Here is a 22,940-nt window from a genome sequence, read left to right on the forward strand (position 1 = left end):
GAATTTCTGCCTTTTACGCGAAAAAAAGACATACTATAGGAGTCGGTCAGTCTCTATTTTTGCTGTTGTCCTCTCGTGAGCGAAGCGAACGTGTCAAATTCGATCTTTCTCGGCTGTTCAAAGCCTTCAGCGTCCAGCGGGTCTTCGTTCTTAAGCGCACAGCGGTTCCTAGATCGGGATGCTGAAACAAGTTCAGATGACGAAATGCGGCGTTCCCGAAGTGACCACTCATTGTCATCCCGAACTTGTTTCGGGATCTTGGTGTTGATCTTATCCAAGGACGGGTCTATGATCTTGGACGGGCGACGAAGGACGGGTCTTTCCAGCGCATAGCGGGTCTTCGTTCTTAAGCGCACAGCGGTTCTTAGAACGGGATGCTGAAACAAGTTCAGCTGACGCAATGTGGAGTTCTCTAGCAAAAATTGGGTACAGACTTTAAGAGATTTATCAGTCCCTATTTTCTCGCGAAGATAGAAAAAGGCGGGCTTAAGGCCCGCCATGTTCGTCGATGTTACGATTTTGTCTTTCTCTTGCTTATACAGCCTCCACGAAGTCGCTTTCAAACTGGCTGGCGTAAAGTTCTGCATAGAAGCCGCCTCGCTCAAGAAGTTCTTCGTGAGTTCCCTGTTCAACGATGTCGCCTTCGTTCATTACGAGTATGAGATCTGCATCTCTTATAGTTGAAAGTCTATGGGCTATGATGAAGCTGGTTCTGTCTTTCATCAAGTTTGCCATGGCTTGCTGTATCAGGGCTTCCGTTCTTGTGTCGACTGAGCTGGTCGCTTCGTCTAGTATAAGAACTTTCGGATCTGCCAGTATTGCCCGGGCAATGGTTATCAGCTGTTTTTGACCCTGCGAGATGTTCGTCTGCTCTTCGTTCAGTACGAGGTTGTATCCGTCCGGGAGGGTATGGATAAAGGAGTCAACGTGAGCCGCCTTAGCCGCTGCAAGAACTTCTTCATCGGTTGCGTCGAGCCTTCCGTATTTGATGTTGTCCCAGACACTGGCGTTGTAAAGCCAGGTGTCTTGGAGGACCATTCCGAAGTTTTCCCTCAGGTCGTGTCGGGTGTATTCTTTTATGTTATGTCCGTCCAGAAGTATCTCTCCGGAGTTGACATCATAGAAGCGCATCAGGAGTTTGACTATGGTCGTCTTTCCCGCTCCCGTGGGGCCGACGATGGCAATGTTGTGGCCCTTGTCAACTTCGCAGGAGAAATCTTTTATGATTATCTTTTCCGGGTCGTAGCCAAATCTGACGTTCTTGAACTCGACGTGGCCGTGATGATCGACTCCTCTGACAGGATCGGTTGTCTCGGCAACTTCCTCTTCTTCTTCCAAGAATTCGAAGACTCTCTCCGCTGCAGCTGCCGTCTGTTGGAAGACGTTCATGATATTTGCGATTTGCGCGATGGGCTGAGTGAACGACCTCACGTACTGTATAAAGGCCTGAATGTCGCCGACTGTGATCATCTTTCTGACGGCAAACCAGCCGCCCACTATGGTTATGAGGACGTATCCAAGGTTGCCGACGAATGTCATTATGGGCATCATCATGCCGGAAAGAAACTGTGATTTCCAGGCGGAGTCGTACAGTTCGGCGTTGAGCTTGTCGAAGGTTTGTATGCTTTTCGCCTCTCCATTGAAGGCCTTCACGACTACGTGACCTCCGTACATCTCCTCCACGTGGCCGTTTACCTTTCCGAGATACTGTTGCTGCTTCTTGAAGTATCTCTGGGATAGTCTGACGACGAAAGCGATGAGCCCCATAGAAACAGGCAGCATTAGCAAGGCTATAAGCGTTAGCTGCCAGCTTATCGAGAACATCATTATGGTGACGCCGACAACTGTCGTGACGGATGTTATGATCTGGCTCAGACTCTGGTTTAGCGTTCTACTTATGGTGTCGACATCGTTTGTTACCCTTGACAGGACGTCTCCCTGGGAACTCTTGTCAAAGTATTTCAGGGGAAGCCTGTTTATCTTCTGGGAGATTTCCTGCCTGAATTTGTATGTGACCTTCGCGGATATGCCCGACATTATCCATCCCTGGATGTACATAAACAGGGCGCTGAGCACGTACAGTCCAAGAAGAATAAACATTGTTCTGGCGATCGACTCGAAGTTTATTCCTTCGCCGGTCCCGGTGATTTTGGCCATGATTCCCTCGAATACTTCAGTCGTCACCGTCCCGAGTATCTTTGGACCCATTATGGAGAAGAGAGCGCCGGCCGCCGCAAAACAGAGCACTACGATTATCAAAACCTGGTACTTTCTAAGATATTGAACGAGTTTCTTCAGTGTCCCTCGAAGATCTTTGGCCTTCTCTCCTCCTCGCATCATGCCGGGCCCCACTGGACCGCCCTGACGACCTAGATGGCCTCTTCCGTGTTCTCTACTATCCTTGCTCATGCTAGTTCCGCCTCTGAAAGCTGTGATTGTGCAATTTCTCTGTAAATCTGACAGCTTTTCATCAGTTCGTGGTGTTTGCCGATTCCAACAAGGTTGCCCTCGTCAAGAACGAGTATCTGGTCGGCGTTCTTTATCGTTGCAATTCTCTGGCCAACAATTATCATCGTGCTGTCCCCCGTTTCCCTTTTGAGCTTTCTCCTCAGCGCTGCGTCAGTCTTGAAGTCGAGGGCCGAGAAGCTATCATCGAAGAGGAGTATCTTCGGCCTCTTAAGAAGCGCCCTGGCTATGGAGAGCCTCTGCTTCTGCCCTCCAGACACGTTTGTCCCGCCCTGGGAAATTGGCGAGTCAAACCCTTCTTCCTTCGCCCTTATGAATTCGAGGGCCTGGGCGATCTCCGCAGCCCTTTTGATTTCTTCATCAGAGGCATTCTCATTGGCGTATCTGAGGTTCGATTCAATAGTTCCGCTGAAGAGGATGCCCTTCTGGGGGACGTAGCCTATCTTTTCTCTAAGCTCATGTTGATTTACTTCCCGGATGTCAATTCCGTCCACCAGCACTTGACCGCCACAGACATCGTAGAACCTCGGTATCATGTTCAGAAGCGTAGATTTCCCCGAGCCGGTCGAGCCTATGATCGCCGTCGTCTGTCCCGGCAGGGCCGTGAAGCTTATGTCGTTCAGAATGTTTTTCTCGGCACCAGGGAAGCGGTAGCACACGTTCTTGAATTCGACAGTTCCCTTGAAATCACTACCAAATTTCTTCGGTTTTTTTGGGTCTTTTATCTGGGGGTCGACCTCGAGGATCTCGGAGATTCTGGCTGCTGAAACGGAGGCCCTTGGGATCATTATGAACATCATTGTAAACATGAGAAAGGCGAATATGATCAACATGGTGTACTGGATATAGGCCATCATATCTCCGACCTGCATGGTTGAGGCCTCTATCTGGTGCGCGCCCACCCAGACGATGAGGAGCATAGTACCGTTCATCACAAACATCATCGCCGGCATCATCACTACCATCACCCGGTGAACGAAGAGGTCGGTTCTTGTCAAGTCCTTGTTCACTGTGTCGAATCGCTCTTCTTCAAACTCCTGGGTGTTGAAGGCCCTGACGACCATGAGACCGGAAAGATGTTCCCTTGTAACCAGGTTCAGCCTGTCTATAAGCTTTTGTATCTTCTTGAATTTAGGCAGGGCTATGGCGAACACGATTCCAATCAGGCCTAGCATTATGATGACGGCAAGTGCAATAATCCAGGACATGGAAGTACTCTTCTCAAGAGCCCTTACGATTCCTCCGACACCGATGATCGGGGCGTAGAATGCCATCCTAATCAGAAGAACAATCACGAGCTGGATCTGGGTTATATCGTTTGTTGTTCTGGTTATGAGCGAAGCCGTAGAAAACCTGGCAAATTCGGAGTTTGAGAAGTTCTCGACCTTCTCGAAAACGTCTCTTCTCATCCTTCTGGCCGAGGCGGCTGCTATCTTCGAAGCGATGAAGGCAACCATGATTGTGGACAGTGTGCTCAGCAGAGTCACGAGAACCATGACCAAGCCCGTGCTGAGCACGTAGGCGCTCTGGAGCTTAGTAGTGTCCACGCCGAGCTCTTCGTAGATTTCCTTCACGACGAGCGCAGCCGACTGGCTGACGATGTTTTCACCCATGACTTCGACCATGCTGTCGATCTGATTTAGCATTTCGAGCCTCTGAGCCTCGGGCATCAGCCTCATAAGGAGGAATACGTTTGCCCCCTCGGGGATGTTGAAGCCCTCAGGGGGCGCGAAACTACCGTTTGACCCAGTCATTCCGTTCTTGACTCCGGAGTAAGCCATGAGGGCTTTGCCGAAGATCAGACTGAGGGCCTGCCGGTCTTCAATCTGTCCGGGTTTCAGGACATAGACATCTTTGCTCTCCAGCGCAGGATACTTTTTGAGGTTTTCTGCGTAAGTGGCGGAGTCTTTTGTTATGAGATCGTAGTGGCTCAGAGCTTTTTGCTTATCTTCTCCGCTCATGAACAGCGAGACGTTATCAAAAGCCTCTTTGCTAATGGCCTCCGGGACTGCGTCTTCGATACCGCCCTGCTGGATTCCGACATTTACGATATTCGACATGTAGTCTGGAAGGGCCAATTCCGCCATCGCCTGAACGAAGAGCAGAGCCACTGCAACAATGATGAAGACAGTGTAGGGTTTAAGGTACCGAATCAGTTTGAGCATCGGCTTCGTCCCCTCTCTCTGGGTTCTTGCGATTCTTCAAGTATCTTCTCCAGCTTTTCGAGCCCTCGAATGATGGAATCAACGTCTTCTTCTGTCATGGTTGACAATGCTTTTCTCATCTTTTGCGCAAAGGCATTGAGGCCTTTCTTAACTGGTTGGCGGTACTCGTCCGCAAGACTTATCATCACGATTCGTCTATCTTCTTCACTTCTCTTTCTTTGGACGATCTTCTTTTCGACGAGCCTGTCGATTATCCCAGACACCGTGCTATTTGAAAGATCGAGTTCTTTACTTATATCGCTTACCTTCATATCGCCACGTAGGTTCAGCACTCTCATAACAAGGATCTGTGATTGGGTCACGCCCATCTTTTTGAAATCACTTTCGAAATTCTGCTTTACAACCGACATTATCCTCTTGACGAGCGTCAGCATCTCTTGTATTCTAGAGCTTTCCTCCAACAAAACCACCTTCTATGCATATCATTCGAACTTTCGCATACGAATACTTAGACTTCGAATATTTCGCATACGAAATATATTGTACAGTAGAAACACAGATGTGTCTATGACGAAAAAAAGAGAAGTCGTAAACTTTGTGGAACAAGCCAGATTCTTTGCTCCTACAAAGTAATTTCTAGGGTCTGGCAGAAGCGAGATCCGTGCAGAGTCTGGAAAAGCAAGATCCGGTGCAGGAGCACTAAGGGCTGACAGTTGGAGAGTCTTGAACAGGTCGTTTTCAGGGCAGGCTTTACGAGATGACAATTTCAGATGATTGTGCAGTTCTCTTGTAGGGGCGAACGGCCGTTCGCCCGAAAAAGGTCCTGGTTGGAATCTCTGCCTTTTACGCGAAAAAAAGACATACTATAGGAGTCGGTCAGTCCCTATTTTCGCTTACAGCGTTCAGCGCTTCTTTTATCGGGATCCCGTTTTGATCCTCTCGGAGGACGGTGGATTGTTGACGGACAACGTTGTCTTCACAGCGATCAGCTTACTTAACAAGCGCATCTTGTAGTAATCAATGGGAGACTATTTTGAAGCGCAAAATTTTGAGACTGATTGTCTCATTCTTTCTGTATGAGTGACTAAAATTGTTGTGCCTGCCCTGTGGTTAGGAATCATTTTGAAAGGGCGCGAATGTTCTAAGAAATCCCGCAGGCGTAACTATTACAGTTCCTTCGAATTTCTCGACATCAAGCAGGTGATGATCTCCAGATACAATGTATTTTGCGCCTGCCTGAACCGCGCATGAGATGAACTTGGTATCATCCGGGTCTTCGATAGCGATTGCAATATCTTCAGATGAGTCAACTACTATCGAGCTATTCCTCAAGTAAGATACTAACCTGTTTAACTCATCTTCATTGATTCCGGTGATGCGTAACATTTTACCACGCGACAGGACATTAATAAGCTACTGAAGAGTCTCTTCAGAAAAAACTAGATCAAAAGCGCCCTCTCTCCAGAGATCAAGGATTTTTGCAGGAGAACCCTTGCTAGATATGATCGCAGATATTAGAACATTGGTGTCAAGTACGACTCTTTCCATTCCTTTGACTCACTTATCTCTTCTTGACTCCTCTAATGCTTCGCGGATTTCTTCTTCAATTTCTTTTTCAGTCAAAGACTCGGTATTGGTTCTCACTCTCTGAACTAACTGAAAAAAATCTGACTTTGCTCTCTCCTTGTTAATCACTGCAACAGGCGTAAGAACTATTCTTCCTTCTTCCACTTCAACCTGTACATAGTCGCCTTCCTTTAATCCAAGAGAGTCGAATATCTGTTTTGGTATCGTGACCTGTCTACTTCTTCCCGCTTTAACTAATTCCATATAATCACCCTTCATAATATTACTGTATTAGTATTATTATATCATCTGACAGTTGTACAGCGAAAACGTGACCCTAGGAACTAGTTAGCCCCTGCGTTTATCTTTCAATGACTAGCAATGAAAGAGAATAGAAATGCTGAAACAGCTTCAAATGACAAAGCGACGCTGTTCTGATTTTATCGATCGACATTTCCATGCTTTTGCACAGGTAACGCAGTTCAAGTAAGAATCAAGGTTTGTAAGACTTCAAATGATAGAATTGATATGGTGAAGTATATGGCTCTGAAGCTAAGGACCACGTGTTTCTGGGATGTGGATATCATGAAAATGGACAAGGAGAAGGACAAGTTCTTCATTATCTCGAGGATTCTGGAATATGGGACGATGGAGGATGTTGTAAGTCTTCTTTCTGAATATGATTCTGAAGAGATTGCTGAGGTTGTTAAAAGAAGCAGGATAATCGGTCTGGCTACTGCGAATTTCTGGAGTCTCATTCTGAATATTCCTAGATCGGAGATAACTAGATGCTTAGAACCGGAAGACTTTCATCTCAGACGGTAAATCTTCTAGATACTCTTCAAAATAAACTGCCGGATTTTTACCTTGCAGGCGATACAGCTCTGGCTATGTACTATGAACACCGTGTGAGTTTCGATCTGGATTTCTTCTCAGCTGAGTCTTACAGGCCTGAAGTGCTCTCGAGTATTTGAAGCAGTTTGGTGTTTCAGTGGAGAATGTGAGGCTTCAGACAGGTACCCTTGAAGCTGAGATTGAGGGTGTCCGTACAAGCTTTTTTGAATACCATTATGCGTTGGTTGAACCTTTGGACAAGTATAGGTCTCTGGATGTGGCTTCGGTAATCGAAATCGCCGACATGAAGCTTAGCGCTATCGCAGCAAGAGCAGAGAAGAAGGATTATTTCGATCTCGCGGAAATCCTGAAGAGAGAGCCCTCGAAGAAAGTTCTTCAAGCTTTTGTCAAGAAGTATGGTAGAGAAGTTGATCTTTACCATATAATAAGGGCTGTAACTTTTTTCGATGATGTGGAGAACTCGCCCGATCCATTAGGAGCAGCCTTCACCTGGAAAGAAGTGAAAGAATTCCTGGAAGCGAAAAACATAGAGCTATTCGATGTAGCGAAGAGCTTAGTTAGGCTGGATCAAGATTAAACATTTACTTAGCATGAGCTTTGTTTCTCGCATTCAGCGATCATTTCTTTGTTTCAGAACCAGGACCTTGCTCCTAGCTCAATAACGGCAGATCCAAGTACCATTTTGCTAATTGCAGGACGCAAGGTATAAAAAAAGTTTAGCTATTTCTTACATAGGCTCCGATTCGCTCCGTGGAGTCAAATATCTGGGGAAGTGAGGCTCTCTGGCGCGAGGAAGTGATGCAGCTTCGCAGTAAGCCTATCAGGTAAACAGTAAAACGTCCACCGTCCTCCGATAAGAACGAAAAGCCGGATCTTGGGTTTAGAAAGAGCGAGATCCCGTGCAGAGTCATCACGGGATGACAGAAGAGGCGCTCATTGGGGCAGGCTAATCATGGCAGGCTTTACGGGATGACAATTTCAGATGATTGTGCAGTTCTCTTGTAGGGGCGAACGGCCGTTCGCCCGAAAAAGGTCCTGGTTGGAATCTCTGCCTTTTACGCGAAAAAAAGACATACTATAGGAGTCGGTCAGTCTCTATTTTTGCTGTTGTCCTCTCGTGTGCGAAGCGAACATCTCAAATTCGATCTTTCTCGGCTGTTCAAGGTCTTCAGCGTACAGCAGTTCTCTGGGCGAGATCGCGCACAGGAGCACTACGGGATGACAAAGTGAGTTGATTTGGGGCAGGCTTTCCCTTCACGTCATCCTGACAATGCTCCTGGTCAGGATCTCTGCCCCTCGCGAAAAAGGGACGTAAGGAGAATCGTCAGTCCCTGTTTCCGCACTCGTCTCTATACAGCATACCGATTTATCGGATCTACCTTTTATCGAAGTTGCAAGCGCTTCACGTGCTCCGATTGTTACCGGGAACGCAAAACATTTTCCCAAGGATTTGGTGAGAGTGATTAGTCTGCGTCATTATTAAAGACTATTCATAAAAAGATTAGAAGCAGAAAGAGTATTATGAGTCTGTCATAATAACTCCCATTCGGAGTACTATAGTAACGTCAAGTTCTGAATGCGCGGTTTTCGATCCGTCTGTTTCTGAGAAACGCTTAGAGATTCTAGATGCGCAAGCTGGTTTATGAATTCAGTTCGTTGTCGTTTGAGTCACTTTGATTCTTATCCAAGTTGTATCATTACTCTTTCTAGCGAGGTGTCGAGTATGAAACGCGTAACTTTTATGCTCCTTATAGCGATTGCAGTTGTCATTTTGCTCAGCGCGTGTCCATCGGTTGCGAAAACCAGAAGTCTTGTAGGCACATGGAATCTTTCAGTAATCAAAAGTGAATCAGAAACCTTCACGGCGTTCATGCAGATCACCACCCACGAGAAGGGCAATCTCTCCGGCTATCTGGGGAACGACGAGAATTATGGCACAATCTCCGGTACGACTTCGAAGGACAACATCAGCTTTCTCTATTCAAGCTATGAGGGAGGAGAGACGATTCAATTCACAGGAAAATTCGATTCAGTTGGGATGACCGGTACCGCGACTGTTTGTATCAACAGCAGTTACAAGTCGGGACCTCATGACTGGACGGCCCAGAGAACGGAATAGCGAAAAAGAGTCGTTCTTCGAGCCTACGTGTCTAGATTCTTGGTTAGTTAAGGAGCGGAAGAGCCTTCCTTGGTCCTTCCAGGATCATGAACCCGTCCTTCGGAGGAGCGAGAAGTGGAGAGGGCTAGACGGACAACGCGCGAAAAGCGGGACAGACCATAGGAACATTTGGGAGCCTGTCTGCTAACGCAGGCCAGTCAGGCTCCGCTTGGCCAGTCTCGCCTTCGGCGAGGCCAGTTCCGACTTCGTCGGCCATAAAAGCCGGTCCTTAGTTACACAGTCAGCAGTGAACTGGCTTTCACAGCGACCAGCGGGTCTTCGTTCTTAAGCGCACAGCGATTCTTAGAACGATGCTGAAACAAGTTCAGACACGAAGAGCAGGGTATCGAGTGTAGGGTATCGGGTGTCGAGAAGAAAAAACTCACCGTCTAGGTATTTTCACGTGTCAATGCAGAGACAGTCATCCAGGTAGCGCCTTCAGGAGGTCCCACACATTGTCATCCCGAACTTGTTTCGGGATCCCGTTTTGATCCTCTCGAAGGACGGTGGACCGTTGACGGACAACGTTGTCATCACAGCGTTCAGCGTCTCCTGGAAGCGTCCCGTGGTTCTTAGAACGAGATGCTGAAACAAGTTCAGATGACTGAATGCGGCGTTTCGGAAGTGACCTCACATTGTCATCCCGAACTTGTTTCGGGATCTTGGTGTTGATCTTATCCAAGGACGGGTCCATGATCTTGGACGGGCGAAGGACCAAGGACGGCTCTTCACAGCGGTCAGCGTCTTCTAGCCAGCGTCCAGCGGTTCTTAGAACGAGATGCTGAAACAAGTTCAGCATGACTGAATGCGGCGTTTCGGAAGTGACCTCACATTGTCATCCCGAACTTGTTTCGGGATCTTGGTGTTGATCTTATCCAAGGACGGGTCCATGATCTTGGACGGGCGACGAAGGACGGTTTTTTACAGTGTCCAGCGGTTCTTAGAACGGGATGCTGAAACAAGTTCAGACGTGATGTGATGTTGTTAACTGGCGCGAATAATAGTAAGGAGCTTCTCTTTTCAGAATAAGTTCTCGTGCATTCTGTCGTAATCAAATTACTGTTGCCAGATGAAAAGGGTTTATGTCGGACGCTGAGAGTCTAGCTTTGACTGCAGTTTGATCGTGCCGTAACCGGATAGCCACTCGACGGCATCTCTGATTGATTCAGAGACTTTCCTTGGATTGTGGCCCAATACTTTAGAGGCTTTTTCGTGAGAATACTTGTAGTTCCTGGTGAGTGTATGGACCGTATACGGAGTGAAACAGGCCTTCGTTTTTGAGATCATGTAATAGAGTGTACTAAAGGCCGAAAGCAAATAGGCGCTAGTGCTTTTCAAGAAGGTGCCGATTCTCTTTTTGCCTGTTATCTGGTGGAGTATGTCCGTAAGCTCCTGTATCGAGACGCTCTCTCCGCCGATAATGTAGACTTCGCCTGGCTTTGCCTTCGCGGAGGCCTCAATTTCCGATCGGACCACATCACGGACATCGACGAAATCGAAGGATCCGTCGACGCCAACTCTAAGCCTACCGGAGGCGAAGAGCCTTATCATGTTGCCCATCTCTGAAAGCTTGTAATCGAATGGGCCTATGATTCCTGTCGGGCAGAGTACAACGGCGTTCAGGCCTTCTCTGGCGGCCGTCAATACATTCAGCACGGCTTCTGCCTTGGATTTACCGTAGACGCCGCTAGTACGCGCTGGGTTGAATGGGACGTTTTCATCTATCACGCTACCCGGTTCAAGCTCAGTAAAGGCATGTATCGAGCTTGTGTAGATCATCCTTTCGACTTTCTGCTTCTTGCATGCGCGGATTACGTTTTCTGTGCCGCCAACGTTAACGCTCAGAACGCGCTTTTTATCGGTAGGCATAATGGATATGAGCGCTGCCAAATGATAGACCGTGTCAATTCCTTCGCAGGCTTCTATCACAAAGTCTCTGTCTCGAATATCGCCTCGGAGGATCGTTACACCCTCCAGCTCTATCATAGAGGTATCTTCTCCAGGGAGAGCAACGGCCCTTACGCTTTCACCTCTGCTGACAAGCTCTCTGACGAGAACGTTACCAACGTGTCCGGTGGAACCGGTTACCAGTATCATGACTTATCAGGTTTGCCTCCTTCATCGGAACTGACTAGTTCTTCGTCTATAACAATCCGGGTTATTCTTTCAAATCCGTCAGTGATTATCGCAAGGTCTTCGGCACCGACTTTTCTTATAAACGTTGAGATCAGTCTGGAGAAGTTCGTTAAAAAGCTTTCAAAGAAAGCCTTACCGCGTTCAGTAAGTGTAATCATGATGACCCTTCTGTCTTCTTCTGAACGGATACGGGCGAGATAGCCTTTGCTCTCCATATCGTCAACGAGGAAGGTGACATTGCTCTTTGTCATTGAAAATTCCTTTGCAAGTGAGGACATGCTCTGGGGCCCCTTGAGTGCAACGAACAAAAGAATGTAGAGCTCTATTGTCTTCATCTCTTCGGCCTCAACGTTTAAGGAAAAGAACTTCGTGAAGTTCCTTACCAGGTCGAACACCGCTTCCAGTATCTTGTCCGGGCCTAACTCTTTGGTTCTTACAGTCATTCCACACCTCCAACGAGATAATTATAACAGTTTAGCTTCTGAACTATCAACATCTTTTACTGTACATATACATTACTTTCCAAGAAATCGTAGTAAAATTCTGTAAAGGGGGCAATCCACTATGATTAATCGAAGGATCTCTATCTTTATAATAGCCTTGTTTGCCGTCGTTACGGTAGTGATGGGGCTCTTCATTCTTAGAGTTGAAATAAACGTTTCCAGCGAATTTCTTCTTCCAGAGAAGTCTCCCTCTAGAGAAAACATGAGAATGATGGAGGATCTATTCGGGAGTGAAAAGCAGATTATTATTGTAGTTGAGACGGATGGTCTTTTCGAGGAAGAGAACTCACTCAGGATTTACGATTTCCTCCAGAAGCTCTCTACGATAGAGGGAGTAGTCAGTTACAACTCTTATCAAGATGCGGCGAAGGTTAGTTTGATCGGCGGGACGAATGTCGAGCCATATTTTGAGAACGGGGTTGCGAAGGAGAACGCTCGCGAGATACTGCAAAACCCGCTCTATCTCGACAACCTTCTTGACGAGAACGGTGAAGTCGCACTGATTCCTATAAACGTAACTGAGAATGCAGATGTGAAAGCGATCCTGGAAGTTGCCGCTGAATCATTTGAGGGAATGGAGTTCTACGTCAGCGGCGAACCTATTATCGATGAAGAACTTTATGGTTCCATATTATCGCTTCTGGTAGTATATCCCCCCATTCTCTTCGGATTAATCTGCTTCATCTACTTCCTGAGACTCGGAAGTGTACGGGCGGCAATCATTCCTTCGATTCTTTCAATTATCGCGGCTATTTGGACCTACGGCTTCGGCGTGATGATAGGTTTGAATATAAACATTCTGACTTCAACTGCGGGCCTTTTCATAATTATAATCTCATCGTCTTATGGGCTGCACTTCATAGATAGGTACATCACAAACAGGCGATTTCTCGAAAGGAGCGCTGCGCTTAAGCGGACCGTACGCGAGGAACTGATACCAGTTTTTCTCTCGGCGCTTACAACGGCCGTAGGTTTTCTTACATTCTTAGTTAGCAGCTTAGAAGCCTTCCGGCAACTGGGCATAATGGTCTCTCTCGGGATAATGGTGAGTTCGGCGCTCGTACTCATAGCGCTTCCCGCCGTGCTCGTTTTCGTCGATCTGCCTGCGGTAAAAAGAAAGTTAAGGTTTAGAGCTCCAACACGAGAAGTCGCAAAGAACATCGACACAGTGGTGCTCGTAGTAATACTCGTCTTTGCAGTCGTCTCGCCTTTTCTGATTTCGAAAATCGATAGGAACTTTGACCAGTACGATTATTTCAAGAAGAGCTCGTCGATCGTCAAATCTGCCGAAACGATAAGAGAGGAGTTCGGCTGGAACATGCCCTTTTTAGTTATCCTAAATAAGAACGGCCTCTATACGGGTCCCGATGCTTCGGTCTTGTCTAAGCTCATCGCAGAAATAAACGAGCTCGAAGAGGTCACGGGAGTTTCATCTATAATGGATGTTTCAAGCGCTTTCGGCATTCCACTTCCGATACTTCAGATAGCGGCTCGTAACGGCGATCTGCCCGTCGAGCAATATATGGTCGAGAATTCAATACGGCTGCTGGTTAAGACTCCCAATACCGATGCGGTTAACTCTCAGCGTTTAGAAAACGACCTCAAAGAAATACTGGAGGGCTATCCACAGTATTCACCATACGTAGCATCGCCGCTGTTAATCATATCCGGTGTGAACAACGAGATACTTGGCAGTCAGGTCACCACAATTATCTGGGCCTTAGTAGTCATCACTCTGCTGCTTATTGTCGTTTTCAGGTCTTTCAAGCTGGCACTTGTGTCGGTTCTTCCGATAGCCCTGTCGGTATTCTTTAACTTCTCTTATATGTCGATACTGGGCATAAAGCTGGAAATCTCTACAGCAATCGTTGCTGGAGTACTTCTGGGAATGACAATAGATTACGCAATCCATCTGATCAACAGATTCATGGACACCAAAGACATCTACAGGGCGAGAGAGGAAGTCAGACCAGCGATACTCTCAAACACGATAGCTCTGGCTGTGGGATTCGCCTCGCTCCTCTTTGCACCGTTGAGACTCTTCTCTGGGCTCGGACTGCTGCTTGCGATCGGAATGATTACCGGAGCCATAGTAACTCTCACGCTAATACCAAAAATCGTCAGTAAATGGAAGATGTCCACTCATCGATAAAAGAGTGAAATAAAAGCCAGTCTCTTAGTTTGGCAGAGGTCGGTCACCTTTGGTGGCCAGTCTTTGCTTCGCAAAGGCCAGTTCCGCTTTACGGCCGAGAACACTTGTAAGCTCTAGACCTGAAACGGGATAATTCAACTGCTGTCATGAACTCGTTTCAGATCTATTTTGAGCCTGCCCCGACAAACTTTTCTTCCGTCATCCCGTAGTGCTCCTATACGGGATCTTGCACTTAGAGAACGGCATACGCTTAAGAGGAGCCTGACGCTTACAAGACCCGTCCATCGTTACTCGTCCCAAATCACGGACCCGTCCTTGGATAAGATCAAAACCGGATCCCGAAACGAGTTCGGGATGACGCTGAACAGAGGCATTTCAGGGCAAGCTCTGTGCGACGACGACGAGTGGTTATTCCGAAAACCACCCATTCAGTTATACTGAACTTGTTTCAGCATCCCGTTCTAAAAACCGCTGGACGCTTAAGAACCAAAACCCGCTGAACGCTGTGAAGACAACGTTGTCCGTCAACGGTCCTCCACCCTCCGCAAAGAAAAAAACAAAGATCCCGAAACAAGTTCGAGATGACAGAGTGAGGGACTTCCCAAACCCGCTGCACGGATAACTTCATCAGTTGCATTGAAACCCTGAAATGATTGCCAGTTCTCTTCACGAGACCCTATACCCTGTAATCGATACCCTGCTCTTCGTGTCTGAACTTGATTCAGCATCTTGTTCTTTGCTCTCAAACTTTTCAAATTCACGGATTCATCATCGTAGATGCGTTTGAAGAACGGATCCCGAAACGAGTTCGGGATGACAATGTGTGGGACCTCCTGAAGGCGCTACCTGGATGACTGTCTCTGCATTGACACGTGAAAATACCTAAACGGTGAGTTTTTTCTTCTCGACACCCGAGACCCTGTAATCGATACCCTGTTCTTCGCGTCATGAACTTGTTTCAGCATCCAGGTCTTGAATGCCGTTGGGCGCTTGGATGGAGACGCTCTCCGCTGCGAAGAGCCACCCTTCGCTGCCAGCCCAAAATCATGGTGCCGTTCTTCACTTGTTAGAATGAAAGAGTCATGGGATGCAAGATAACTCTGGCCCCTCGAGGATCACAGACCAGATACCGAGCAAATTTGGGTAATGAAGTAAGCGACATCGGAACAGCATCTTGCCGCGTGAGCAAAAAGGTGAAAAACGACTGGATGCGATCAGGCTCTCTTTCCGGATTTTGCGCAAGCGCGATTTGCAGGGACAAAGGCTGGTTGGGGAGTAAGTTAGCTATTGTCTCTTAGCAGTTACAGAGTGCGAAGTGATTTTCCTGCAGGAACTTCAGGATTTGCGTGAGATATGGCGTATTTGATTTCCGAAACTGTGTCGTCGAAGATTCTCAGGAGCTGATCATCATTGAGCGTATTCAGAATTGTATATCGCTTTCTTATTGAACGAGCCAACTTCACCACTTCTGCAAATATGTCTCTGTTAAATAACTCTTCGGGTACACAGGCGAAAAAGCCAAGATCGGAAAGAAATTCAAGAACCTTTTCGTACAGCTCGGTTCCATAGGCCTTAAGGATTACGCATGTGTAGAAGCCAGTCTGGTGACCATGAAGAAAGGCCATGTCGAAAATTACGTCTGCAGCATGAGATAGCATATGCTCGGAACCGCTAGCAGGTCGGGAATTTCCTGCGTACTCCATGGATATTCCACTTGTGATTAATGAGTTGACAAGAGTTTCGACGAAATCCTCGTCGGCGAAATTAGCGTTCTTGAAGTTGAGAAGACTTTTATAGCTCATAACTGACAACGTCTTTGCAAAGTAGTCAATTTGCTCGCCAGTCATATTGGCTGCGAGTTCCCAGTCGAGAATGGCTGTGACATTTGAGATTGCGTCACCCAGGCCAGCATATAGATACTTCTTTGGCGCATTGTAAATGACACCCGTATCTGCGAACAGGGCGAACGGCATTCTTGCTCTGAAGCTGTCGCTTCTACCGTTTTCGAGCTTTAGGGACACAACCGGGGAGCAAATCCCATCGTTTGAGGCAAGAGTGGGAACTAAAATCAATGGAATGTTGAGTATGTGAGCGAAAAACTTGACAGTATCAAGAACCGAGCCTCCTCCTATTCCGACGAGCGCATCGGGGTGTAGATCGTGAACTGAATCAAGTCTGTTCATTAGATGACTGAGATTCGGTCTCTCTTCTACGTAGAAAATGGAATAGTGATTGCGATTTATTACCTTTTGAATATCAGGCATTAGATCGACCAGATTTTCCTGGGTTGCGACACATACATTCTTGAACCTCATCATTTCAAGAAAAGGGACTAGTTCTTCAGTTGCTTTGTTCTTGACTATTATGTATTTGGGAATCTCTATGGATTTCGTCGAATGGTCGATCAATTCATCACCTTTAGTATTGGATAATGAGAAGATCAAATGTGCATGAGCTTCCAGAAAAATTATAACAGTCGGTATAGAAAAACGCGATTTCGATGATTTTTCCTTTTGCTAAAGAAGCTCCTCATAAGTGGAAAAAGGAGGCCTGACCAACGCATTTATGAAGCCTCGACACTCTTAGAAATTCTGCAAGTGCATAAAACTAATTGTATCGGATTTTTATAGAATTTTGCCTTCACCAGCGTATACAATTGAGTGGGCACAATTGTGCCCCTGATGCCCTATCAGATGAAAGGAGAGAGTCCTTTGGATGATTATCCGGAAATAAGACCAATAGCATTAAAGGATCTAGAAGATAAGGCTCTGGAGAGTTTTGATAGGTATCAGACTACGAGCGAAATCAAGCTTAAGGAGCCGGATGGGAGTTTTGTCTATATTCATGATGAGTTCATAGATGATTGGGATTCCGAGAAAAAGGTTGAAGTGGTACAGCGTTTAAGAAGCTGTATGGAATCTGGACGATTCGTTGCTGGTGCCTTTCTCCAGAATTCAATCGTAGGCTTTGCATCTGTGGATAACTCTTTCTTCGGAAGCGAGAATCAGTATTTAGAGATGCCGTTTATGCACGTCTCAAGCGAGATGAGAGGGAAAGGCATTGGCAGAAAACTCTTCGCGTTGTGCTGCGAAAACGCTAAGAAAAGAGGCGCAAAGAAATTGTATATTTCAACACATCCATCAATAGAGAGCCAGGGTTTCTATGAATCTTTGGGATGCCTTCCTGCTGCCGAAATAAACGAGGAGATCTATTCGCGAGAACCCTTCAATATACAGCTTGAATTCACTTTAGAGTGATTAGTTTGTGAGATATTTGAACTCCGCGCAGGTCATTAAAAAGTATCGAGATATAGTTGAGTGCATGGAGCGGCTAATCGACAAAGATTCGACGTCCATTGGAATAGGGATCCTGACCAGGAGCATTGTCAGGATGACGTTTAGGGGTGTCATCCCGCGATTCCCCCATATTGTCATCCCGTAATGCTCCTGTACGGGATCTTGGACTTAAAGATCGACAAACGTTTAAGAGCAGCCTGACGCTTACAAGACCTGTCCGTCGCTGCCGTTCAAGATCATGAAGCCGTCCTTGGATAGAAACGAAACCAAGATCCCGAAACAAGTGCGGGATGACAAAAGAGGCACACATTGGGGCAGGATAATCAGGGCAGGCTTTACGGGATGACGATTTCAGATAATTGTGCAGTTCTCTTGTAGGGGCGAACGGCCGTTCGCCCGAAAAAGGTCCTGGTTGGAATCTCTGCCTTTTACGCGAAAAATGGGACCTTAGGAACATTTGGGAGCCAGTCTGCTAACGCAGGCCAGTCAGGCTCCGCCTGGCCAGTCTCGCCTTCCGCGAGGCCAGTTCCGACTTCGTCGGGCAAACAAAGACCATTGAGAAACAGCGTTGTGGAGAGGTTCGCTGCGCTCACGAGAGAAGAGAGAGAGAGAAGAAACCAGTAAGATTGGTGATGAAACTTACCCCGCCACATTTATCTCTTTGATCTCACTTTGACTAACCAAGAACAGATCCTTTTTCTGCTCCGAAACAAAGAACAATGTTTCTTCTCTAAGACGCTGCTTTCGTCTCGGAGGACGGAGGACCGGTGACTGCGGACCTTTTTTGACTGAATGGAAAACTATATTACCGTAATGTAAATAATGGAGTCTGTCCCTAAAGGAAGGTCAGTATGTTAGAAGATAATCGACGATCCTGTTATTGCCATCCTCAATAACATAGACCGCCTCCTTTATCTTCAGAAGCTTCGCAAAATCTTCTTCCTTGTTCTTTAAAACTAACTTCTTACCCTGGTGCAAAAGATAACAGTAATGCTTCTTTCTTCCCCAATCAATTCCAACTATCTCCATAACTGCACCTCCGTTGCTTGTTTGGCAGTTTGTTGAGTGTTTCGTTTACCGCTGTTTTGGTCCTGAAGCATTCCTGCTCCGGATATTCTACTATCGTTCCTGAACACTCTTGGATGCAAGATGTTCTTGCCCAACTGGGCCTCGCAGGCTATAACCAAGGACTGGACTTATCTTGCATCCCCTGCCTCTCTTATTCTAACAAACAACGGAGGACCGGTGACTGCGGACCTTTTTTGACTGAATGGAAAACTATATTACCGTAATGTAAATAATGGAGTCTGTCCCTAAAGGAAGGTCTGCTGAATATTAATCAAGCTCCTCATTATACGGCAAAAAGAGGGTGCATTTGTATCTAATCCAATTTATTATTCTTACGAATGAATCATTCGTATACATTAGTAGCGCAATTTTCTTGACCCTTGGCTAGACCATTGGTAACAGACTCGATTATTGACATTTAGTAATGCACTTCTTTGTTGAATAGTAAGGCTAGACCATTGGTGACAGACTCGATTATTAACATTTAGTAATGCACTTCTTTGTTTAATAGTAAGAAATGTAAGTTACTGGATCCAAGGATGTCTTCGTCAGAATCGAGGCCGGGAAGACCATCCATGTAATTGAGAATAGCACCGCGAGAAAATGACGCTTGCTGTTGCCAGAGGAGGTGAAGAGTCAATTTAGGTCGAAAAGCTATCGGAATTGCCTAAACGGCAAGTACGGGATGAAAGAAGCGAGAAACAGAAAGAGAAACATATTTTTAGCAGCACAGTCTCTCTAGTGCATTCAACGCCGTAATTGCTATCTTAGCGCCTACATGATTCTCTTCCTAGCGGTGAAGTGTCTAAAACGGTCCTGCAGAGTTCAGCTTTGATTGCAGTCTGATGATCCCATATCCTGATAACCACTCGACAGCGTCCTTCAAAGACTCTGATACTTTTCGCGGACAGTGACCTAGAATTCTTGAAGCCTTCTCATGAGAGTACCTGTAATTTCTGGTGAGCGTGTGAACTGTGTAGGGAGTGAAAGCAGCTTTCGTCTTCGAGATCATATAGTACAGTGTCGACATGGCTGAAAGTACGTAAGCGGTGGTGCTCTTCAGGAAAGCATCTACTTTCTTTCGACCGGTTAATTGGTGAAGTATGTCAATCAGCTCACGGATCGAGATCACTTCGCCGCCGAGAATGTAGACCTCTCCGGCCTTGGCCTTTATTGAGGCTTCTATCTCCGATCTCACTACATCTCGCACATCTACGAAATCGAAAGACCCCTCGATTCCTACTCTCAACTTGCCTGTTGCGAAGAGCCTTATCATGTTTCCCATTTCGGAAAGTTTGTAATCGAAAGGACCGATGATGCCAGTCGGGCAAAGTACGACGGCGTTCAGCCCTTCTCTTGCTGCCGTGAGGACGTTTAGCACAGCTTCCGCCTTGGATTTACCGTAGACACCGCTTGTTCGAGCCGGGTTGAACGAGACGTTCTCATCTATCACGCTTCCCGGTTCTAGCTCCGTAAAGGCGTGGATGGAGCTCGTGTAGATTAGCTTTCCCACATGTTGAACCTTGCAGGCATGGATAACGTTCTCCGTACCGCCTACGTTGACACTCCTCACTTGCTTTTTCATGGTTGGCATTATGGAAATCAATGCTGCCAGATGATAGACGGTCTCTATTCCTTCACAGGCTTTGATCACGAAATCCCTGTCCCTTATATCGCCGCGAAGTATCTCTACTCTATCAAGTTTGAACATAGAGACATCTTCTCCTGGCAGGACAATTGCCCTTATTTTCTCGCCCCTATTAACTAACTCTCTGACTAGGACGTTACCGACGTGACCGCTCGCACCAGTTACAAGAATCATGCCTTATCACCTCAGTTCTTGCCACCGGAGTCGATGAATTTCTCATCGACAACTATGCTAGTAATTCTCTCGAAACCATCGGTGATGATCGCGAGATCTTCGCTTCCAACGTTTCTAATGAACGTTGAGATCAACTTCGAGAAGTTGCGTAAAAAACTCTCGAAAAAGCTCTTGCCGCTATCTGTAAGGGTTATCATGATCACTCTTCTATCTTCTTCTGAACGAATGCGGGCAAGCAATCCCTTACTCTCCATGTCGTCCACAAGAACGGTGATATTACTCTTCGTCATTGAGTATTCCTTTGCCAGCGAGGACATGCTCTGGGGGCCTTTGAGTGCAACATATAACAAGATGTAAAGCTCTATTGCCTTCATCTCTTCGGCTTCTATGCTGAATGAGAAGAACTTGGTGAAGTTCCGGATCAGATCGAATACCGTTTCCAGAATCTTTTCCGGACTGATTTCATTGCCTTCCATAGTCATGTTGCACCTCCCATTTGACTATTATAACAGTTAAAGTATTGAACGATCAACAAATTTTACTGTACATAAACATAACTTTTCCCGAGATAGTAGTAGAATTCTATCAAAGGGGGAGTTCAAAATGATCAACCGTAAGATCTCCATATCTATAATCGCCCTGTTCGCAATCATCACTGTAGTAATGGGGCTCTTTATCTTAAAAATGGAGATCAGCGTCTCCAGCGAATTCCTTCTGCCAGAGAAATCTCCTTCGAGAGAAAACATGAGAATGATGGAGAATCTTTTCGGAAGTGAGAAGCAGATTATCATTGTAGTCAAGACGGACGGTCTTTTCAAGAAAGAGAACTCACTCAAGATCCATAACTTCCTCCAGAAACTCTCCTCGGTCGAGGGAGTAGTTAGTTACAACTCCTATCAGGATGCAGCGAAGGTTAGTCTGATTGGGGGCACTAACGTTGAGCCGTACTTCGTGGAAGGACTTCCTAATGACAATGTCAGCGAGATACTGAATAATCCACTCTATCTGGACAACCTTCTGAACGAGAAAGGCGAAGTTGCACTAATTCCGATAAATGTGACCGATGGTGCAGATGTGAAAAGGATTCTTGAAGTGGCCAACGATTCGCTCGTAGGTATGGAGTTCTACGCCAGCGGTGAGCCAATAGTCGATCAAGAGCTTAACAGCTCCATACTGGCGCTTCTGGTGGTATATCCCCCCATCCTCTTCGGGCTAATCTGTTTCATATACTTTCTGAGGCTTGGAAGCGTCAGGGCGGCCATCATTCCTTCGATTCTTTCAATCATTGCCGCTGTCTGGACTTACGGTTTTAGCGTAATGATCGGTTTGGATATAAACATTCTCACATCTACGGTCGGCCTCTTTATAGTTATAATCTCGTCGTCTTATGGACTCCATTTTGTAGACCGGTACATTACAAACAGAAGATTTCTTGAGAGAAATATTGCGCTGAAACGTACAATACGCGAAGAGCTCATACCGGTATTTCTCTCGGCGCTTACGACGGCGGTCGGTTTTCTGACATTCTTGGTGAGTAGCCTTGAGGCCTTCAGGCAACTGGGTATAATGGTCTCGCTTGGGATCATGATGAGCTCGGCGCTTGTCTTGCTTATGCTTCCCGCTGCTCTCTATTTCATAGATCTCCCGGCAGTGAAGAGAAAGCTCAGGTTCAAAGGGCCAACACGAGAAAGAGCAATTAAGATCGACAAGGCAGTACTTCTAGTGATAATAGTCTTTGCAGTCGTCTCACCCTTTCTCATTTCTAGAATAGAAAGGAACTTCGACCAGTTCGATTATTTCAGAAAGAGCTCCGAGATCGTGAAATCGGCCGAGACTATCAGAGAAGAGTTCGGATGGAACATGCCTTTTTACGTTATCCTTGACAAGAAGAGCATCTACACCGGCGCCGATGCACAAATCATTTCGAACCTAATTTCCGACATAAACCAGCTAGAAGAGGTCAAGGGCGTTTCCTCTATAATGGATGTTTCCAGCGCGTTCAACATACCGCTGCCGATCCTACAGCTAGCGGCGCGCAGCGGAGATCTACCTGTTCAGCAGTACATGGTTGGAAACTCATTACGGCTACTGGTGAAGACACCTAATACCGATGCAGTAAGCTCCCAGCGTCTCGAAGATGATTTGAAGGAAATACTCGAGAAGTATCCCCAGTATTCTCCTTACGTAGCTTCTCCGTTGTTGATAATATCCGGTGTAAACAACGAGATACTCGGTAGTCAGGTCAGTACAATACTGTGGGCCTTAGTAGTCATAACATTGCTCCTGATAATCGTTTTCAGGTCTTTCAAGCTGGCTTTGGTTTCTGTTCTGCCAATTGCCCTGTCTGTATTCTTCAATTTCTCTTACATGGCGATACTGGGTATTAGGCTGGAAATCTCGACGGCAATAGTCGCTGGAATTCTTCTGGGAATGACAATAGATTATGCAATTCATCTGATCAATAGATTCATAGAGACTAAAGACATCTATAAGGCAAGAGAGGAAGTCAGACCAGCGGTACTCTCGAATACCATTGCACTTGCGGCGGGTTTCGCCACGCTTGTCTTTGCGCCCTTGAAACTCTTCTCAGGACTCGGGCTGCTTCTTGCCATAGGAATGGTTACCGGCGCCATAGTCACTCTCACCCTCATTCCAACAATCATCAGCAAATGGAAGATGTCTAAGCATTGATTCTTCTTACTAAGAAAGCGAGATGAGAATCAGTTTGAAGACGGACGGCTGTAGAGACTTTT

At 46.5% G+C, this 22,940-nt stretch carries 17 protein-coding genes and 1 pseudogene; 7 read left to right on the top strand and 11 right to left on the bottom strand.

Annotated elements, in window-relative coordinates:
- Nucleotides 1-534: 534 nt before the first annotated feature.
- From Y696_RS05695 to Y696_RS05715, 5 genes and pseudogenes are all read right to left on the bottom strand, one after another.
- Nucleotides 535-2,409 (bottom strand): ABC transporter ATP-binding protein, encoded by a 1,875-nt coding sequence (locus tag Y696_RS05695; RefSeq protein WP_006486308.1) that lies wholly within the window; start codon nucleotides 2,407-2,409, stop codon nucleotides 535-537.
- A complete protein-coding gene (locus Y696_RS05700) occupies nucleotides 2,406-4,631 on the bottom strand; it encodes an ABC transporter ATP-binding protein (protein WP_121509901.1) in 2,226 nt (741 codons plus the stop codon). Before Y696_RS05700 ends, Y696_RS05695 begins: the two co-directional genes overlap by 4 nt.
- The gene (locus tag Y696_RS05705) at nucleotides 4,619-5,092 is read right to left on the bottom strand and encodes a MarR family winged helix-turn-helix transcriptional regulator (RefSeq protein ID WP_121509902.1); all 474 of its coding nucleotides are present in this window, start codon (nucleotides 5,090-5,092) and stop codon (nucleotides 4,619-4,621) included. The genes Y696_RS05700 and Y696_RS05705 overlap by 13 nt, the downstream gene beginning before the upstream one ends.
- Before the next feature lie 649 nt (nucleotides 5,093-5,741).
- Nucleotides 5,742-6,179: pseudogene (locus tag Y696_RS05710) on the bottom strand (putative toxin-antitoxin system toxin component, PIN family).
- Nucleotides 6,180-6,188: 9 nt separating this feature from the next.
- Complete coding sequence (locus tag Y696_RS05715) at nucleotides 6,189-6,461, bottom strand: AbrB/MazE/SpoVT family DNA-binding domain-containing protein (RefSeq protein WP_121509903.1); 273 nt, start codon at nucleotides 6,459-6,461, stop codon at nucleotides 6,189-6,191.
- 276 nt (nucleotides 6,462-6,737) lie between these two features.
- Between Y696_RS05715 and Y696_RS05720 the strand changes: the two genes are divergently transcribed.
- The 4 genes from Y696_RS05720 to Y696_RS05730 all read left to right on the top strand — a co-directional run bounded on the left by Y696_RS05720 (nucleotide 6,738) and on the right by Y696_RS05730 (nucleotide 9,171).
- Nucleotides 6,738-7,022, top strand: a complete 285-nt coding sequence (locus tag Y696_RS05720; protein WP_121509904.1) for a DUF6922 domain-containing protein — start codon at nucleotides 6,738-6,740, stop codon at nucleotides 7,020-7,022.
- Complete coding sequence (locus tag Y696_RS14255) at nucleotides 6,986-7,171, top strand: hypothetical protein (protein ID WP_259459857.1); 186 nt, start codon at nucleotides 6,986-6,988, stop codon at nucleotides 7,169-7,171. Before Y696_RS05720 ends, Y696_RS14255 begins: the two co-directional genes overlap by 37 nt.
- A 17-nt stretch (nucleotides 7,172-7,188) precedes the next feature.
- Nucleotides 7,189-7,629 (top strand): nucleotidyl transferase AbiEii/AbiGii toxin family protein, encoded by a 441-nt coding sequence (locus Y696_RS05725; RefSeq protein ID WP_259459858.1) that lies wholly within the window; start codon nucleotides 7,189-7,191, stop codon nucleotides 7,627-7,629.
- Nucleotides 7,630-8,775: 1,146 nt separating this feature from the next.
- On the top strand, nucleotides 8,776-9,171 hold the full coding sequence (locus tag Y696_RS05730) for a hypothetical protein (protein ID WP_121509905.1): 396 nt from the start codon (nucleotides 8,776-8,778) through the stop codon (nucleotides 9,169-9,171).
- Nucleotides 9,172-10,290: 1,119 nt separating this feature from the next.
- Here Y696_RS05730 and Y696_RS05740 read toward each other — a convergent pair.
- Both Y696_RS05740 and Y696_RS05745 read right to left on the bottom strand, forming a co-directional pair.
- Nucleotides 10,291-11,307 carry an SDR family oxidoreductase gene (locus tag Y696_RS05740; protein ID WP_121509907.1) on the bottom strand — a complete coding sequence of 339 codons (1,017 nt, stop codon included), beginning with the start codon at nucleotides 11,305-11,307 and terminating at the stop codon, nucleotides 10,291-10,293.
- Complete coding sequence (locus Y696_RS05745; protein ID WP_099771745.1) at nucleotides 11,304-11,789, bottom strand: MarR family winged helix-turn-helix transcriptional regulator; 486 nt, start codon at nucleotides 11,787-11,789, stop codon at nucleotides 11,304-11,306. Before Y696_RS05745 ends, Y696_RS05740 begins: the two co-directional genes overlap by 4 nt.
- A gap of 121 nt (nucleotides 11,790-11,910) precedes the next feature.
- On the opposite strand from Y696_RS05745, the gene Y696_RS05750 reads away from it, so the two are divergent.
- Nucleotides 11,911-14,001, top strand: coding sequence for an RND family transporter (locus tag Y696_RS05750; RefSeq protein ID WP_121509908.1), 2,091 nt, complete (start codon nucleotides 11,911-11,913; stop codon nucleotides 13,999-14,001).
- A 1,301-nt stretch (nucleotides 14,002-15,302) separates the two neighbouring features.
- Here the strand turns inward: Y696_RS05750 and Y696_RS05760 are convergent.
- Nucleotides 15,303-16,409, bottom strand: coding sequence for an iron-containing alcohol dehydrogenase family protein (locus Y696_RS05760; protein ID WP_183084179.1), 1,107 nt, complete (start codon nucleotides 16,407-16,409; stop codon nucleotides 15,303-15,305).
- Between the two features lie 303 nt (nucleotides 16,410-16,712).
- Between Y696_RS05760 and Y696_RS05765 the strand changes: the two genes are divergently transcribed.
- Nucleotides 16,713-17,258, top strand: a complete 546-nt coding sequence (locus Y696_RS05765) for a GNAT family N-acetyltransferase (protein ID WP_183084180.1) — start codon at nucleotides 16,713-16,715, stop codon at nucleotides 17,256-17,258.
- An 885-nt stretch (nucleotides 17,259-18,143) separates the two neighbouring features.
- Here Y696_RS05765 and Y696_RS05775 read toward each other — a convergent pair.
- The 3 genes from Y696_RS05775 to Y696_RS05785 form a co-directional block, all read right to left on the bottom strand.
- Nucleotides 18,144-18,326: a hypothetical protein gene (locus Y696_RS05775; RefSeq protein ID WP_006486329.1), complete on the bottom strand. Its 183-nt coding sequence runs from the start codon at nucleotides 18,324-18,326 to the stop codon at nucleotides 18,144-18,146.
- A gap of 844 nt (nucleotides 18,327-19,170) precedes the next feature.
- The gene (locus Y696_RS05780; RefSeq protein WP_121509912.1) at nucleotides 19,171-20,187 is read right to left on the bottom strand and encodes an NAD-dependent epimerase/dehydratase family protein; all 1,017 of its coding nucleotides are present in this window, start codon (nucleotides 20,185-20,187) and stop codon (nucleotides 19,171-19,173) included.
- 11 nt (nucleotides 20,188-20,198) lie between these two features.
- Nucleotides 20,199-20,669 (bottom strand): MarR family winged helix-turn-helix transcriptional regulator, encoded by a 471-nt coding sequence (locus tag Y696_RS05785; RefSeq protein ID WP_121509913.1) that lies wholly within the window; start codon nucleotides 20,667-20,669, stop codon nucleotides 20,199-20,201.
- Between the two features lie 121 nt (nucleotides 20,670-20,790).
- On the opposite strand from Y696_RS05785, the gene Y696_RS05790 reads away from it, so the two are divergent.
- The gene (locus Y696_RS05790; protein ID WP_121509914.1) at nucleotides 20,791-22,878 is read left to right on the top strand and encodes an RND family transporter; all 2,088 of its coding nucleotides are present in this window, start codon (nucleotides 20,791-20,793) and stop codon (nucleotides 22,876-22,878) included.
- The last annotated feature ends 62 nt before the right edge of the window (nucleotides 22,879-22,940 follow it).

Source organism: Mesotoga sp. H07pep.5.4, from assembly GCF_003664935.1.
Lineage (GTDB): Bacteria > Thermotogota > Thermotogae > Petrotogales > Kosmotogaceae > Mesotoga > Mesotoga prima.

Excerpts from the sequence above, each read along its gene's own strand:
- Y696_RS05740 (WP_121509907.1), bottom strand. The coding sequence starts at position 11,307 with ATGATACTGGTAACCGGTTCCACCGGACACGTTGGTAACGTTCTCGTC.
- Y696_RS05780 (WP_121509912.1), bottom strand. The coding sequence starts at position 20,187 with ATGATTCTTGTAACTGGTGCGAGCGGTCACGTCGGTAACGTCCTAGTC.
- Y696_RS05695 (WP_006486308.1), bottom strand. The coding sequence starts at position 2,409 with ATGAGCAAGGATAGTAGAGAACACGGAAGAGGCCATCTAGGTCGTCAG.
- Y696_RS05745 (WP_099771745.1), bottom strand. The coding sequence starts at position 11,789 with ATGACTGTAAGAACCAAAGAGTTAGGCCCGGACAAGATACTGGAAGCG.
- Y696_RS05700 (WP_121509901.1), bottom strand. The coding sequence starts at position 4,631 with ATGCTCAAACTGATTCGGTACCTTAAACCCTACACTGTCTTCATCATT.
- Y696_RS14255 (WP_259459857.1), top strand. The coding sequence starts at position 6,986 with ATGCTTAGAACCGGAAGACTTTCATCTCAGACGGTAAATCTTCTAGAT.
- Y696_RS05785 (WP_121509913.1), bottom strand. The coding sequence starts at position 20,669 with ATGACTATGGAAGGCAATGAAATCAGTCCGGAAAAGATTCTGGAAACG.
- Y696_RS05775 (WP_006486329.1), bottom strand. The coding sequence starts at position 18,326 with ATGGAGATAGTTGGAATTGATTGGGGAAGAAAGAAGCATTACTGTTAT.
- Y696_RS05715 (WP_121509903.1), bottom strand. The coding sequence starts at position 6,461 with ATGGAATTAGTTAAAGCGGGAAGAAGTAGACAGGTCACGATACCAAAA.
- Y696_RS05790 (WP_121509914.1), top strand. The coding sequence starts at position 20,791 with ATGATCAACCGTAAGATCTCCATATCTATAATCGCCCTGTTCGCAATC.
- Y696_RS05720 (WP_121509904.1), top strand. The coding sequence starts at position 6,738 with ATGGCTCTGAAGCTAAGGACCACGTGTTTCTGGGATGTGGATATCATG.
- Y696_RS05750 (WP_121509908.1), top strand. The coding sequence starts at position 11,911 with ATGATTAATCGAAGGATCTCTATCTTTATAATAGCCTTGTTTGCCGTC.
- Y696_RS05730 (WP_121509905.1), top strand. The coding sequence starts at position 8,776 with ATGAAACGCGTAACTTTTATGCTCCTTATAGCGATTGCAGTTGTCATT.